General features: G+C 46.3%; 12 protein-coding genes and 1 CRISPR repeat array (1 of these 13 cut by a window edge). Of the genes, 1 reads left to right on the forward strand and 11 read right to left on the reverse strand.

Annotated elements, in window-relative coordinates; translation table 11 throughout:
* A CRISPR array of direct repeats spans positions 1 to 3,482; the repeat unit is 37 nt; unit sequence GTTTCAATCCCTGTAAGGGATTCAAGTTGATCGAAGC; it begins 4,557 nt to the left of the window's first position.
* 252 nt (positions 3,483 to 3,734) lie between these two features.
* The 11 genes from cas2 to KME12_17080 form a co-directional block, all read right to left on the reverse strand.
* Positions 3,735 to 4,007 (reverse strand): CRISPR-associated endonuclease Cas2, encoded by a 273-nt coding sequence (gene cas2, locus KME12_17030; GenBank protein MBW4489492.1) that lies wholly within the window; start codon positions 4,005 to 4,007, stop codon positions 3,735 to 3,737.
* Between the two features lie 12 nt (positions 4,008 to 4,019).
* Complete coding sequence (gene cas1d / locus KME12_17035) at positions 4,020 to 5,024, reverse strand: type I-D CRISPR-associated endonuclease Cas1d (protein ID MBW4489493.1); 1,005 nt, start codon at positions 5,022 to 5,024, stop codon at positions 4,020 to 4,022.
* A 14-nt stretch (positions 5,025 to 5,038) separates the two neighbouring features.
* On the reverse strand, positions 5,039 to 5,626 hold the full coding sequence (gene cas4, locus KME12_17040; protein MBW4489494.1) for a CRISPR-associated protein Cas4: 588 nt from the start codon (positions 5,624 to 5,626) through the stop codon (positions 5,039 to 5,041).
* A complete protein-coding gene (cas6, locus tag KME12_17045) occupies positions 5,623 to 6,456 on the reverse strand; it encodes a CRISPR-associated endoribonuclease Cas6 (GenBank protein MBW4489495.1) in 834 nt (277 codons plus the stop codon). Before cas6 ends, cas4 begins: the two co-directional genes overlap by 4 nt.
* A gap of 7 nt (positions 6,457 to 6,463) precedes the next feature.
* Complete coding sequence (locus KME12_17050; protein MBW4489496.1) at positions 6,464 to 6,916, reverse strand: DUF86 domain-containing protein; 453 nt, start codon at positions 6,914 to 6,916, stop codon at positions 6,464 to 6,466.
* A complete protein-coding gene (locus KME12_17055; protein ID MBW4489497.1) occupies positions 6,913 to 7,350 on the reverse strand; it encodes a nucleotidyltransferase domain-containing protein in 438 nt (145 codons plus the stop codon). The genes KME12_17050 and KME12_17055 overlap by 4 nt, the downstream gene beginning before the upstream one ends.
* Positions 7,351 to 7,525: 175 nt before the next feature.
* Complete coding sequence (gene cas3, locus KME12_17060; protein MBW4489498.1) at positions 7,526 to 9,814, reverse strand: type I-D CRISPR-associated helicase Cas3'; 2,289 nt, start codon at positions 9,812 to 9,814, stop codon at positions 7,526 to 7,528.
* Positions 9,801 to 10,598, reverse strand: coding sequence for a type I-D CRISPR-associated protein Cas5/Csc1 (gene cas5d, locus KME12_17065; protein MBW4489499.1), 798 nt, complete (start codon positions 10,596 to 10,598; stop codon positions 9,801 to 9,803). The genes cas3 and cas5d overlap by 14 nt, the downstream gene beginning before the upstream one ends.
* 2 nt (positions 10,599 to 10,600) lie before the next feature.
* The gene (gene cas7d, locus KME12_17070) at positions 10,601 to 11,614 is read right to left on the reverse strand and encodes a type I-D CRISPR-associated protein Cas7/Csc2 (protein ID MBW4489500.1); all 1,014 of its coding nucleotides are present in this window, start codon (positions 11,612 to 11,614) and stop codon (positions 10,601 to 10,603) included.
* Positions 11,615 to 11,625: 11 nt separating this feature from the next.
* Positions 11,626 to 14,406, reverse strand: coding sequence for a CRISPR-associated protein Csc3 (locus KME12_17075; GenBank protein ID MBW4489501.1), 2,781 nt, complete (start codon positions 14,404 to 14,406; stop codon positions 11,626 to 11,628).
* Between the two features lie 122 nt (positions 14,407 to 14,528).
* Positions 14,529 to 14,732 carry a hypothetical protein gene (locus KME12_17080; GenBank protein MBW4489502.1) on the reverse strand — a complete coding sequence of 68 codons (204 nt, stop codon included), beginning with the start codon at positions 14,730 to 14,732 and terminating at the stop codon, positions 14,529 to 14,531.
* Positions 14,733 to 14,859: 127 nt separating this feature from the next.
* Between KME12_17080 and KME12_17085 the strand changes: the two genes are divergently transcribed.
* Positions 14,860 to 15,711, forward strand: a complete 852-nt coding sequence (locus KME12_17085) for a WYL domain-containing protein (protein MBW4489503.1) — start codon at positions 14,860 to 14,862, stop codon at positions 15,709 to 15,711.
* The last annotated feature ends 23 nt before the right edge of the window (positions 15,712 to 15,734 follow it).

Here is a 15,734-nt window from a genome sequence, read left to right on the forward strand (position 1 = left end):
AGTTGATCGAAGCGCCTGGGTGCAGAGAGCATCACTGTAAGGTTCCTCGTTTCAATCCCTGTAAGGGATTCAAGTTGATCGAAGCACCTAACAATTGCTCTACACCGAGAAGAACGCTATGTTTCAATCCCTGTAAGGGATTCAAGTTGATCGAAGCTCGCTACCACCTTCTAGCCGAGGATGAAGACTATGTTTCAATCCCTGTAAGGGATTCAAGTTGATCGAAGCATCTGTAGCGGCAAGCCCATCGTTAAACGCAGATGTTTCAATCCCTGTAAGGGATTCAAGTTGATCGAAGCTCACGTCTGCGTCACGGTTGCCGCCGCCGTTGACGTTTCAATCCCTGTAAGGGATTCAAGTTGATCGAAGCTTCCCACCCCAACGGTGGTTCCCCAGTTAGCGTATGTTTCAATCCCTGTAAGGGATTCAAGTTGATCGAAGCGCAATGCGTTCTTCGGGGTCAAGGTAGCTACCCGTGTTTCAATCCCTGTAAGGGATTCAAGTTGATCGAAGCGTGATTTCTCATCCCAATCTCTAAAGATTGTTTTGTTTCAATCCCTGTAAGGGATTCAAGTTGATCGAAGCGCGATCGCGGCAAATCCCAAATTCCTTTATCTCTGTTTCAATCCCTGTAAGGGATTCAAGTTGATCGAAGCGATGATGTGTTGCCGTATTAGGAGCGATCGCAATGTTTCAATCCCTGTAAGGGATTCAAGTTGATCGAAGCGAATCTAAAACCATCTCTGTAGGTGCAATGGAATGTTTCAATCCCTGTAAGGGATTCAAGTTGATCGAAGCGATCCGCTCCCACCCGTTTTCGCAGTCGAGCAACGTTTCAATCCCTGTAAGGGATTCAAGTTGATCGAAGCCGCTCGGACGAGGCGACCCCCGGCGGGTAGCTTTCTCTTGATGTTGTTTCAATCCCTGTAAGGGATTCAAGTTGATCGAAGCACCAGGAGGGTGGCAACTTCGGCCCTCACTCGTTTGAGGTTTCAATCCCTGTAAGGGATTCAAGTTGATCGAAGCATCACTGGAGGGGCGTTGTTATTCCAAGTTATAGGTTTCAATCCCTGTAAGGGATTCAAGTTGATCGAAGCGTGGGTAACTTTTTACCCACTGCCTTGCGACCAAGTTTCAATCCCTGTAAGGGATTCAAGTTGATCGAAGCACGGTGAATGGTCCAGCGATCGCTGAGAGCAAGTTGTTTCAATCCCTGTAAGGGATTCAAGTTGATCGAAGCGTAAGGCAGATACAGCCCCAGGTCAACCCTGTTCAAGTTTCAATCCCTGTAAGGGATTCAAGTTGATCGAAGCTTCAACTCGGATACCCATCACGCTTGCTCACTTATTGTTTCAATCCCTGTAAGGGATTCAAGTTGATCGAAGCACCTGGGGAGGTGGTATTTACAGTGTCTAATCCGACTGGTTTCAATCCCTGTAAGGGATTCAAGTTGATCGAAGCGGATCGTAGGGGGCCGTTACTGCCATCGGGCCAGGTTTCAATCCCTGTAAGGGATTCAAGTTGATCGAAGCCGACTTTTCGGGGTCGCAATCCGCCACAAGCTCGTGTTTCAATCCCTGTAAGGGATTCAAGTTGATCGAAGCAAATTTATCAGCAGCCTTTGGAAGAAGAACCAACTAGTTTCAATCCCTGTAAGGGATTCAAGTTGATCGAAGCGCAGCCGCCAAATTGATTGAGTTGTGGGAGCGCGTTTCAATCCCTGTAAGGGATTCAAGTTGATCGAAGCGGTTTAGGATGGAGCTACCACACTGTTTTAATCCGTTTCAATCCCTGTAAGGGATTCAAGTTGATCGAAGCCTAATAACCCTTACCACTACTATCCGGGTGATTGCCGTTTCAATCCCTGTAAGGGATTCAAGTTGATCGAAGCGCCAAGTTGACCTCAACACCGTTGCAGCGCACCTAGTTTCAATCCCTGTAAGGGATTCAAGTTGATCGAAGCTCAGCGATCGCCCTCCAGATGGCGGATCACTTCTCGTTTCAATCCCTGTAAGGGATTCAAGTTGATCGAAGCCCGCTTGATCGCGCCACTATAGGTACCCCACTTCAGTTTCAATCCCTGTAAGGGATTCAAGTTGATCGAAGCTTGCTAATACTCCAGAGGCGTTGTCAACAGCGCTGTTTCAATCCCTGTAAGGGATTCAAGTTGATCGAAGCTCACGTTACGCTTGTCGATCGGCTCTCTGCTGCCAGAGGGTTTCAATCCCTGTAAGGGATTCAAGTTGATCGAAGCCTCGAAACACCCCGTCGCGGTCAATCCAGCCATAATGTTTCAATCCCTGTAAGGGATTCAAGTTGATCGAAGCGTTCAATGATGTGATGAGCGTCACACATACTTGCGTTTCAATCCCTGTAAGGGATTCAAGTTGATCGAAGCTGACAATAACAACAAATTTCACCAAAAGGAAGGTCAAGTTTCAATCCCTGTAAGGGATTCAAGTTGATCGAAGCCCACCACCCATGAGCTTAGGAAGATGAAAGAGACGGTTTCAATCCCTGTAAGGGATTCAAGTTGATCGAAGCGCCCCTGAATAACTAAATTAATCTCAATGATTGCAGTTTCAATCCCTGTAAGGGATTCAAGTTGATCGAAGCATAAGTTCGTACCCGTTGCCGTGGGGCGAGGTGGTTTCAATCCCTGTAAGGGATTCAAGTTGATCGAAGCGATTGGGTGTTAGTAGACGAAGCCCAGGACTTAAACAGTTTCAATCCCTGTAAGGGATTCAAGTTGATCGAAGCGCCCAATCCAGAGCAACCCCCGATGCCTGTGTTTGAGTTTCAATCCCTGTAAGGGATTCAAGTTGATCGAAGCTCAGGAGTGGTTTAGGATGGTTCTATTAGCAAGTAGTTTCAATCCCTGTAAGGGATTCAAGTTGATCGAAGCATCCTTCAAGTCAAATTACAATGGCCATCCTGCCGGTTTCAATCCCTGTAAGGGATTCAAGTTGATCGAAGCGGAAGCCCTGCATGGACGATAAACTCTTCCAGCAATGTTTCAATCCCTGTAAGGGATTCAAGTTGATCGAAGCACGATCGCCAATTTCGCGCGATCGCTCGTAATTGCCGTTTCAATCCCTGTAAGGGATTCAAGTTGATCGAAGCCGCCCTCAAAGCAATCTATTAACATGGGTAGCTACGTTTCAATCCCTGTAAGGGATTCAAGTTGATCGAAGCGTTCTGACCCTCTTTTTGGTGAAATTTAGTGTTATTGTTTCAATCCCTGTAAGGGATTCAAGTTGATCGAAGCGATGGGGCGATCGCGCAAACCCAAATTCAGCTTGTTTCAATCCCTGTAAGGGATTCAAGTTGATCGAAGCACAACGGGTTACTTACCGAAATTCTGCTTTTTATGTTTCAATCCCTGTAAGGGATTCAAGTTGATCGAAGCCATTCCCCAAGCTCCCAAAGCACCAATACCAGTCAAGTTTCAATCCCTGTAAGGGATTCAAGTTGATCGAAGCGACGGGTAGTTGAAATATAGACTGTATGCAGTTTTCAAGGTACAGTTTCGCGAATTGCCAGGATTATAGCATTGAGAACTGATGGTCCCTAGTCGGGTTGCTGCACATGCTTGCCTCAATGTCCCTTCTGGCAATAGTTTCAGAGATCGCGCGGATGGCATTAGTATGAGCAAGTCCTGTTTATCCCTGCCTAGTCAGCGTTTGAACCCATTTTTTATTTGGCAAGCCCACTAACACCTACCCATCCGCGCTCTAAGCAAAGAAGATTGTCTCGTCTCGCACGCCCTCGCCCCCAATGCGTTCTACTTTATTGTGGCAGCAAGCGCAGAGAAAGTAGAAACGCACGCTGTCTTGCTCGGGCTTGATCAGTTTGCTCAATCGGTTCCGGAGTTTAGTGTATTGGGTTTCCGTCAGGTTGCACTCGAACAAACTGAATTGCATCCATTGCCCATAGGACTTGAGAATCTTATGAATCTTAGTGCGACGCTTATCCTCTGGAATGTCATAGGCGACAACCATATGCATGGCTAGTAACTCTTACTTGAGAACCAGGGGTGGGTACTGCTGCGTTTCTCCCATCAAGTATTTGGCCAGCAATCGAGCTTGAATCTCGAAGGCTTCCTGATAGGTGCATTGAGTGCCGAGGACAGGATGCTTGAACTTGGACTGTTTCTTTTGCTCATACAAACGCAGAAAGGTCCGTCGTCCCTCATCTGAGAGGGAAACCGCTTGACTCAGTGCTTCGGTAGTAAAGTCGCTGAGCGTGAGCGATCGCCGATTGAGGGTAGCCAAGACCACAGCATCAACGACTAGAGGACGAAACTCTTCCATCAAGTCCAGAGCGAGCGAAGGCCGTCCGTAACGTTGGGTGTGGAGATAGCCGAGATAGGGATCAAACCCCACAATGTTGACCGCACTTTGAATGTCGTGCAGCAAGAGGGCGTAGCCAAAGCTGAGCAAAGCATTCACGGGATCAGTGGGGGGACGGCGACGACGACTTTCAAAGCGAAAACCATCGGCTCGAATGAGGGCATCAAAACCCCCGAAGTAGGCAGCACTACCTGCCCCTTCCAATCCTCGCAGAGAGTCAATTGTATCCGTCGCATTAATCGGAGCGATCGCCTGCTCTAAGCGGGTAATAGCAGCTTGCAGATTCAGCGCTGCGTTTTCTCGTTGCGCTCGTAGGAACATGCTTCGGTAGTTCTTCAACTTGCCGCGAATGAAGCTGCGAACCACATGGATAGCTTTGTCCGAATCGCCTGCTGCTTGCCACTGGGCAGAACGGACAAAAATGTTTTTGGTTAAGGGGGGTTCTAGTCTGCCTAGGTAACGGCCTGTGCCCGTGAGGAAGCTCAGAGGAATTTTACGCTCTAGCAATTCCGTCAAAGCGGCAGGAGAAATCGTCGCTCGTCCCAGGACGACTACGCCTTCGACTTTCAGCATCGGGACATCCAGCAGCGTTTTCTTCTGAGCTTTCACCTGCAACCGTTCATCAGTTTTGCCGATAAAAGCATCATCTTGGGTGATGTAAACTGTGCCCATCGTGACTTGATCCTCTAATGGGTTTCTTGATATCGATCGACTTTCGGAGCTGCTTGAGGCAGACACTGCTGCCGTAAGCTACAGCCGCGACAACGAGGAGAATAAATTGCGGGTGGCATTTGACCTGTTTCGAGCAGCGTCTTGACCGCCGCTAGCGTGGCGATCGCCGCTTGTCTGAGTTCATCATTGAGGGCAATCGCTTGGCGTTGATGAGATTGCGCGTAGTAGACAAAACCTTGCGTGATGGGCTGACCTGTCATTTCTTCCAGGCACAGCGCTTGGGCACAAACTTGTAGAGCATCATTATCAAACTCTCCTTTCGCGCTGCGTTTGTACTCCACCGGATACCAGCAGCCGTCATGAGCTTCAATCAAGTCAGCCTTACCAATCAAGCCATAACGCTCTGACTTCAACCAAACGGCGCGAACTTGCCATACTTCTTCACGGTAGCCATCGCCAACCGTGTGCACCCGCTCATGCAGGTGAGTGCCCTCTAAGGTGTATTGATTGTCCAGGAACTCTCCAGCACAAAACATGCGCCAGCAACGGTGGGGGCAGTAGTCGTACTGGTTGAGGGCCGCGATCGGGATATAGTCATTCATAGCCGTCTCAGCATGCCCATGCCCATTGGGGTTTTACGGCCTACCCCGGCGTATAAAGCAAAGTCTGCTAAGGTGTTGATTTGTTTAATGGTCAGGGGTTCTACGTCACCCAGAATCCGAAAGCTCAGTGCCCCGACACAGCCAATAAACTTACTGCGTGCGTCCGCCACCATTTCTGTGCGGATGTCGAAGAAGCTGGGAAAAATAGAGACCAATAAATCCTCAGGAAACTCAATGCCACTGTACTGATTCCACCGCCGTAATAAACTATTGAAGACCAGTTCTCTCGTGGGCAGCGCAGAGTCATAATGAGCTTGACGAAAAGCAGTGGGGGTGCAAAAAGAGAAGTGAATTTGTCGCGCCTTCTGGTCTCCATTGGTACCGTCGGCTGCTTGTTGATAGAGTCGAGCATAGGTCGTGAAGTTGGTCCAAGGCTGAGTCGATTGCGGGGTACCTAAAACACTGGTGATTTGTAGATCAGCGGGTCCCAGATGCCAAGGCTGTTTAGGATTCAGGTTGAGCCAGAGCTGGGTGAGATGACCAAATAAGGAGTCATCGAGTAAAGAGATCCGCCACCAACAGGGAGTTCCCGCTGGAATGGCTTTTAGGTGCTCCCATTGCAGGGAGTGACTCCGTGAAGGGCGATCGCTCACTTGCAGCGGACTCAGCGTAAAAGCTTTATCCATCTGTTGTCCATGTAGGCGATCGCCTAAGGCTTGATCGACTGAACTGACAAGGGTCAGGAACAGAGCGTGGAGATGCTTCCCGCTCAGGTATCCTGCTGGAATGGGCGAGGTTGGCAGTAAGTTAAGCACCAGACTGTGTGGCATGGTTGTGTTAATCCTCCTCTAACGTATCGAGATATATCTGAATCTCTTTGATATAGGGCGGGTATTGCTGGAGGGCCTTTTGGAGCGCGTGATATACTTGCACAGGATTAATTTCGTCATATTCATGGGCAAGGACGTTCCGAAAGCTACCAGAGGGTGCCAGTTGGGTTGCAAGTTCTGGAGCGATGAAGCCGTTTTCACCCATGAGGATAAAGGACTCAAAGTTTTTGAATGCTTGGGAGTCCGTGGGCACTAGATTGGCGGCTCGTTTGAGCAGTGTTTTATTGATGCTCAAGGCGGAGTCGATGATTGTCTCAAGCAAACGCTCGATCGCAGCCTGCCTAAAATCATCTTGCAGATACTCTTCAAGCGTGAGCGCTTCAAATTCCTTGAGCCGATCGATGCGCTGCACCATCCGGCTGAGCTTCTGAGCGATCGCTTCTGGGTCTACTCTGCTCATACCCCCCACCGCTGTAGCGCTTGAAGCACCTGTTCTCGCTGGGTATGGCGATACTGTTTCAGTTCCTCTTGTGTTTTAAGGGCTTGTTGCTGGAACTGGACGAACTCCCCTGGTGTTTTTTCATAGATCACCTGTCCATCACGGGCAACAAAGTGGGCCAGAATATCTGAGCAAGTGCTTAAATCAACCAGGTCGATCGTTTTGTCGGAGACTTGCAGCAGATGACAAAGTGTATCTAATAGATCGGAACCAGGGATCCAGGAGGATTTGCAATCGCTAGGATGGCTTGGTTCAGCCAGAAAGGCAAAATCCCAATCGCTGCTGAGGTCAGCCTCGCTTCTAACTCTAGAGCCAAAGAGAATAAGAAGTTTGAGATTAGGGTGATCTCTAGCGAATCTGGTAGATGCAGCTTTGAGAATTCCAAGTTCGTTCATAGTAAGTCTGGGTAGATTAAGATCGTTCACCTGAATTGAGAAATAAAGTGGAAGCTGGCGATTGGTAAAGGCTTGCTCAACAGAACTTGTAAGGGTCAGAAACAATGTATGGAGATGTATCCCGCTGGAATTGGAGATTGAGGCAGGAGATTGAGAACTAAACTATGAGGCATAATTAAACCACCCAAAACTCTTCTTCATCGGGGCACTTTAAGGCAACTCCAGCAGAAGCGATCGCTAGAATGCCAGATAAACTGGAGAAAAATAAATACTGTGCTGGTGAAGTAGAAGTATAGGATGAAATATGGATTGGATAACACTCTAATCCTTGCTTTTTCAACCGTGCGATTGCCCAAGCATTTTTTGAACTTTCAGAAACAATGACACCTGGAATGAGTGTTGCATTGATTGCCTCTTTCAGAGATCTCGGTAACTCTGTTGGACGAGTGCTTTCCCCTTGCATTCTGGTAATACTACAACCTTCAAATGCAAACAACTTGCATAAATAAAGATTTTTGAAATCCTCTAAATCTTCAATTTGTAGAGAGAATGCTAATTTGTAAGGTTCTTCAGCCCGTTTAGTTAGGACGATGCGATCACCATCGCTCTCAAATTCAAGAAATCTTAGTAGGTGAATGGGATCAAGATCCGTTTCTCCTACCTCATCTAATAGCAAGTAATGAGGATCATAGATTTTGACATTGCCAAATAAGCTGTCTCGAAATCGAAACAGTGGTGCATAGCTTGATTTGAGGATGGTTGCATACTCCTGCAAATTCTTTGCAATTTCCTGATTCTGCTGAATGTATGCCTCTACTGTCTTATCAGATGTTAGCTGTTCAACGTCTTCAGGGCAGTAGACTTTTAGGTAACTCCATACAAAGCTTTTTCCACCTTTGACGTACTGCCAATCTTTCTGGATTTCCTTTATAGTCTTACGAGCAATTTCCTCCGCGCCTTTTAGGAGCTTCATGCGTTTGCGATAGAAATCCCAATCTCGTTTACCACCTAGTACACTTTGCAGGGTTTGATAAAGCTGAATAATCAGAGATTCTTCAGGCAAGGTTTCAAGCAAATCCTCAAGTTCTAGTAAAGGCTTTGCGATTTCCAGAAATGCTTCTGAGCGCCAATAGATTTCTAAGAAGGGGCGCTTCATGCAGTCCAGGCTGTCTAGCATTTGATTGAGAGCTTCTCGCCCACTGGAGCAGTCCAAGTTTTCAATTCCTTGTTCCCAAGCTTGTTCAGGAAGATAGGCGATCGCTTCAGAGGGAATATTCGTTTGCTTCTTGCCCAATACTCGTCCCACACGACCAATACGTTGCCAGAAGGAGAAGCGATTGCGGGTTGAAAAGATAAGCCAATCTAAGTTTTGGCGATCGGGTTCAATGTCTCGTTCAAAGTTAAATCCAACATCAACTGTGCTGGTGGCAAGAATAACTTGCTTCTGTGCAGCTTGTTTACGTTGCTCGGTTTTAGTGTCGCCTGTAATACGCCCACAAAAATTTGCATACCCTCGTTCTCGCAAGCAAGTCGCAACTCGTCCTAACGTATCCTTTGCATCAAGAATGACTGCACCATTTTGATCAGGATAGTTCTCTAAGCGTTTGATCACTTCATCTGTGATTTCCGTAACAAACGCCTGCTTGTCTATCTGCTTACGAATTTCAAGACTAACAGCTGTTTGTGAAGGCTTTAGGTGATTAGTTTGAAATTCTCCATTGATGTCAGCAATTCTGACACCAACATCTCTTAACCGCTCTAAAGCCGCTTTACAGGCTAGTTCTGGTGTCGCTGTTAGAAGAATAACTTTGCGGTTGTATTGAAAATAGCGAAACTCTTTGGAGAGAGCTAGGTAGAAGAACAGGCTAACAAGCTGTTTAGCATCGTACAAGTGAAACTCGTCAAATATAACCGTAGCAAAACTGCTGTAAAATTCACTGGCGATGTTGACCCGATCCTTAGAACCATACTGGAAAAAGGCGGCGTAGTAGAAGATATCTGGATTAGTAACCAGCAAAATGGGTTTGCTAGCACATTCAGGAAAAAGCGTTGCAGGTTCACGTAACACGTTATAAAGCTTTTCTCCTGGACGCCCCGCTATACGTTCAGCAGCCCATTCCTTAATGTGTCTTGCAGAGGCCGCTTTGACAATGTGAGGTAGACCTGCATCTCGTACAAATTTTTCAGCAGCTTCGGTTTGTTGCTCAATCAGGGCGTTGGTTGGCGCAATGTATATAGCGTTGCGATCGCGGTTATGCCACAACACACTCAAACCAGCTTTAGTTTTTCCGGTTCCCGTAGGGGCAAGATCTAGAATGATGTCATTGTTTGCTGCTGCCTGAAATACATCAACCTGATGTTGAAGAGTTTGATGATTGAATGCTTTCAGTAATGGAGGTGGAAGGTCAGGGTTAGGGCAGGCTGCGATGCTGCGAGGTTCGAGATTAATTTTAAGACTGCTCATTGGTTCGTCCGCCACAAAACCTTAAGTTTGCGGGTAAAGTGAAATTGCCAACTCGCCAGGCGGCTCCATAGAATTGCAGATTTTTCAACAACGAAACGGGAGGTATGGAGATTAGGTCAAACGCAAGCAAGTTGAGACTACGGGGTATATCAGCCGCACTGAAATAAGCACTACAGGAGTATTCACCTTCTGGAAGCGGTATAACCGTTAATTCCTGCACAATATCAACCCGCACCTTACTGGTAAATTTGCCCACTCGAATATATTCAGGAAGTTCTTTGTTGCCAAACACAAGGGTCTGGAATCGACTACCTCGCTCAATAACTCGCAATCTTCCCGTTTGAGGAAAGTTACTTGGACGATAGGTATTTGGCTTCTTTCCAGTTCGTTTGAGCGGCAAGTCTTCCCGCGCGGTTGCGACCCGGTTGTTGGTCATGGCATACCAGTAGGAATCTGACAATGCATTGAACCGCTCAAACCGGAATGATACATTCCCATCTTTGGGAAACGCCGGAAGGATATAGCATTGTTCTGCTAACGGAACCAAGTCTTCTAGATATTTGGGCTGCCCTGTATCTTTTCCTGTGAGGCGATAGGGCGATTGCGCCCAGCCTAGTGCATAAGCCAAAGCATAGTTGCCGATCGTACCCTCGGTGTAATAGGTGTCTGATAGTTCTCGGGAAGCGAAAAAAACGGGTTCAGCACACCATAGTTCGATGAGCCGGGCGGTTTGAAAGGATGGCCTAGACTCAGGAGAATTCAATGAAATTTCTAGTTGTGGCATCGTTACTCTTCCTGGTTTCCATTACGTCCTCTCTTCTTGCTTTCGCTTTTCACTTTGCGAAGTGATTCGTAAGTTTTATCAAGGCGGTTGAGAAACGTTTCTTGTTCAGCCAAATCCCAATGGCGATCGACATCAGCAATTAATTCATTGAGTTCATCAACAGACAATTGCATGGAAATTCCTCGCTTGTTTGTCCAGTTAGCAATGACTGATTGAGTAACGGAAACAAGAGCGTCAGTGTTGAATGGATGCTCGATCGGCTTACCATCAGCAATCAGCTTGTCGTACACGCCCTGCACTAATTCCAGAGAACTGGGCAGTTCAGCAATGCCGCCGAAGACACCAAGAATCTGATTCTCCATCCGTCCAACTCGGCTTGAAACGGCTCCATAGCGACTGGTCAGTAGAATGTTGCCGAGAGCGTAACGCATTTCATCAGCCGTTACATCCTTAAAGGTGACAATATCGAGAAAATGAACACCTGGTTTAATGTATTCACTGGTATTCAGGGCAGTCGAAGGGTTGCCCTTCTCATCGCGCATTGTGCCATTCTCAAAGATGGCGTTGATGGTGCGATCGCCAGTTAATTCGGTTGCAGGCAGAACGCTAAATGCATCTTCAGTCCAGACACGGCTTTTCTGCGCTCCTTCACCACCAGCTGCAAACCCATAAAGGAAGCAGTCGATACACATTTCACAAGGAGCGTTTGTGTTAAGCGCACAGATAGCATTGCTCTTAGGCGCAGTGTAAAGCAGACCATTCGATCGCAAAAACTCTCTTCCTTTCCGTCGCTCTGGCGCAATCTGCTTACGTTTCGTCATGACTAGACGAGGAATCGATTCAGTGTTTTCAATCCCTGCCTGAACATATTCACTGCACATCGGTTCGCCTGTTCCTTCCGTGCGGAAAATCGTTTCTGATTGTGTAGTGCGAAAAACGACAACCCCGATCGTGCGACCTTTAGGAAAGTTTTCGTAGCTGGATGCGAGAAATGGTTGCAACCTCTCAATTGTCATTGGAATAACTCCTATTTTGTTACAGTTTCTAGTTCAGTCTGGGCAGGTTGAGTTTGAGCTTTCAATTCTTGACGAGCTTGTTGTAAGAAGAACAGATAAGCTGCCTCTAGTGTTTTGCTGTCGGTTAATAACCGCTCTGGGCGGGAGTGATAAACGTCCTCAAATAGCTGGCGCAACACTTGATAAAACTGTTTAATCTGCTCATATTTTGTTGCGCCAACTCCGTGTTCTCGAATGCGATCGAGCCGTTCATGATATTCCTGCACGAGTGCAGCAAAAATCGTTTCCCAATCCATGTGGGATTTTCGCGATCGCACGGCTTTAATAAATTCAGAAAAGGGTTCAGCCTGTGACGTACGCCGAAAGGAACTACCACGCAATTTGGCTACTTCGGCAATATGCGCCGCTTGTTTGAGATAGTGTGAAACGCGATCGTGTTCTTCTGACATGAGGCTCCTTAATAGAGTTGTTAAAGGTTCTCGAATACGAGTCCAGATGATTTCCAGGTTTGGATCATCCTGTTCCCGCAAAATCCACCGTAACAAGACGTGATAGAGGTTAAGGGGACGTTGAGCGGCACGAGCCAAATCGTAAAGACAGTCATCTTTCTTCTGAAGGCTGGCAACACTAATAACCAGTTTCCCCACGCACTGCAATCGCTCTAAAACCTCTTCCGCAGTTATGCTAGTTTTTTGTTCCTGCTGCGATAGATGCCCTTGCCGTTGATAAATACCCGAACCAAGCAAAGGTTGCAATGCAGAAGGAAGCCCCTCAACTCTGCCAAATATCTCCCACTCTGGTTTAACTTCTAAATTGGCACTTAAAATAAAAGGAAAGCCAAAATCAAACGCTAGAGAGAGTTCTAATGCCAAACGTAGCGACTTAAGCAAAGCGACTGAACTGTTAACGTCACCCCAAACAACAGGAATGGTAACTGTGGAGAAAGTAAACTCTGGGCGTTTTGGTAGTGAAAACCCCTCGAATTTGTCAGATTCAAACGCTATTTGATTATCACGGTATAACTGCAATTCATTAACTTTAACTGCTCCACCGTCAGCGTTCGTGTTTGCAGTATCTTTAAGCCATTTACGCCAAATGCCCTGGAGCTCAGAACTGGAACCTTTTGGTAGCGAGAAATGTAAATAATAAGTGTGAACTGGGGCTTCACCACCAGATTTTGATTTCTTCTTAGCATTAGGGAAGCCAGCACCAACTTGCATTAGCTGATAACCCAGAGCTGCTAAGGAATCAGCACATCGAACAGGATCACCACTAGAGCCTCCTCGTAGACGATTAGAGAATACTTGTACCTTTGTTTCAGGAGGCATTTGAGGTTTCCTAAGCTCACTGACCTCAGCACGAATAGAACCTAACGATGATCTTTGGCTGGGATTAGCTTCAATATAGGTAGATAGCTCCTCAAAAAAACTCTGCTTGCGTGAAATAGGTAGATTGAGAAGATATCTAACAGCCTCTATCAAGCTCTTTGAGACTTCTGAGGTACTTGTCGTCTCATCTGTTTTTGTCAGACGCATTTGGAAAGATTCTTTTATAGCCTCTTGAACACCATTCATTCTCCGTGTAGAAGCCTTACCTGCAAATAAACAGCGTCCATATTGTTCTTCAAATGCCTCTAGAGCTTTGCACTGTTGATCTGATAAGCCCATGTGATTAGAAATTCTTTTCCAAACCTGGTTTGGTGTGAGTTGTGGCTTGACTTGCCGATAACTGACATATGCTGCCTTCAAACCTTCAGAGATAGCGAACTCCTCAGCTGTGGAAATAGGAACCAAGCCCATTTTGGCTGCATGAGTAACTGCATCCTCACCAGCTTTTCTACAGTATTTTTCAATGGATTCTGCTACTTTGCTAGCCTTGTAATTTGAGTATTTCTTAGCTAATAAGATATCAACTCGCTCAAGTGCTGCTTCTGGATCTTGTTGAATAGCTTGATAATCAACCTTAATCCCATTTGTACTTTTGTCTGTGATTAATTGTTCAATGTTGCTACCAAAAACGCGATCGATCCGTTTTTGCCAATACTTCGCGATTTCGATCGTCAAGTCCTCTTCAGGAAATGCTTCACCCTCAAAAATTTGACCGTCCGGATCAATTGCAAGCGTATGTAACCCGTGTTTGTGCAGAACTTCCTCACAAGCAAACAGTAGTAATGATGTTAAATACCCTCGATCTTCTGATAGCCTGACCTTGAATAGTCTGCTAGGACGACCAAATGCAACTGTTAATTCGTTTTCAACTTTCCGAATCCGCTTATCTTCTTCAATGCCCAAATCAAAGAGATCGCCACCAATCAGCATGGCTGACCAGCGTTTAATTTGATCTTTAACCTGGGGATCTTCTCCGATAAAACGCATTCCATCTGAGTTGTTATGACCTGAATGGCTCTCAATCAAGCGACGAACGAGTTCTAGATCGTCGTCTGTCTTCACTAATTCATCTACACCTGCTCGGCTGAGTTGTTCTTTTAGGAAGGAGCGATCGCGTGCCAACTTTTTAACACTACCCCCACCTTCAATTAACTTGTTCAAATCATGAACAGCCGTTGCAGCCAAAATCAAAGTCCGTTTCTCTTCAGATACTTTTGCAATTTTGCTGACAGTAAGAACAAATTGACAAGCTGAATCTAAATGTTCAGCTAAAGTTCGCCCTTTACGCGATCCATACTGTCCATGCGCTCCATGTAACTCATACAGAGTAGGACGAATCTCTTTAAAGTAGAGTTCATCTAAACCCTCTGGTTCTTGCTTTAAGAGTCGATGACGCTTCAACATCTCAGTTCTATTCTAATAGTTGAGTCTGTAGTGACAGAGTGATTAATGAGATGAACGCTAAACAGTATGAAAATCTCTCTATTTTGAATCGCCTCTGGTAATATTCCCGTCTAGCAATCACTCTAACTAGAGCGTTTGGTAACAGCGATCGCCCGATACTCATACTGGCGATCGCTCCCCCTACGTTTTTCAATTTGGTAGCCATGTTTCTTAGTAGCAATATGCATCGTTGCAGAAAAGCGGTGCCCCACTTCCTGCACCAGTTCCCCAGTTGAATGCCAGTGCCCATCACTCAGAACTGAAGACAACCGTTTCAATTGTGTCATCACAAACTTCCTGGGTAAACCGCCATATCTGCACTTAAAGCTAGTGCTGTGATAAAATATGCTTACAAAACGAAGTATCACACAGACTTCTAAGAAGTGCAACTAAATTTCTTGATCTTCTCTCAAAATGCCTAGAAAGAAGGAAACGTTAACGCTATCTGTTCCGCCCGGTACAAAAGAAAAGCTAGAGGCGATCGCTGGACGGTTAGACTTGCGTTGGGGTGAAAGCCCTAGTGCCTCAAAATTAGTTGCAGCAATTGCTCAAGAAGAAGTAGAAGTTGGAATGTTTCGCCCTTTGATCCCAGGGCAGATTGATGCTTTACGGCAATCAGTCAAACTTCTGATTGATGCAGGCTGCATCGAAGCAGCAAAAAGTGTAATTACAATCTTGTTAGAGCAAGGAGATCTAGAAGCTCCATTACGACAAACGTTGCTGCAACAACTTACCCAGTCGATCGCTGCATGGCGAGAGCAAATTGACCAGTACATCGCACAAAAGCAGCCATTTTGGGTTTCCTACCGTAACTCACAAGGAACATTGCTTGAATTTAATGCGCGTTATGCCGAAGTTCACTTCCAAGAAAAGCGTTTCTATTTACAAATTTGGTGCGAAGAAACGGCGGATGTTGAAGCAGATATTCCTGATTTACCGGAGCTTTGGCACAACCGCTGCCTCCGGTTCGATCGCATTCAGGACATTCAGCCTATTGAAGGAGAATGGCGAGGAAAACTTGATTCCATAAAAGTGTACTTACAATTTAAGGGATGGATGGCCAATGCGTATGAACCTAAGCCAGGGGATGATGAAAATCTAGTCATTGGTGATGTTCGTCAAGTTGCCCGTCGAGTTGCTAATCCCTTCTGGCTCATTCGAGAAGTCTCTCGCTACTGGGAAAATTGTGAAATTATTGCACCAGATGCGCTGCGCGACCGCTTCCGGCAAAAATTTCAAGCTCTATCAGCCCTGTACGATGTCTAAATTCTCAAAATCACCGTGTAAAG

Origin of the sequence: Trichocoleus desertorum ATA4-8-CV12 (assembly GCA_019358975.1) — a bacterium.
Lineage (GTDB): Bacteria > Cyanobacteriota > Cyanobacteriia > FACHB-46 > FACHB-46 > Trichocoleus > Trichocoleus desertorum_A.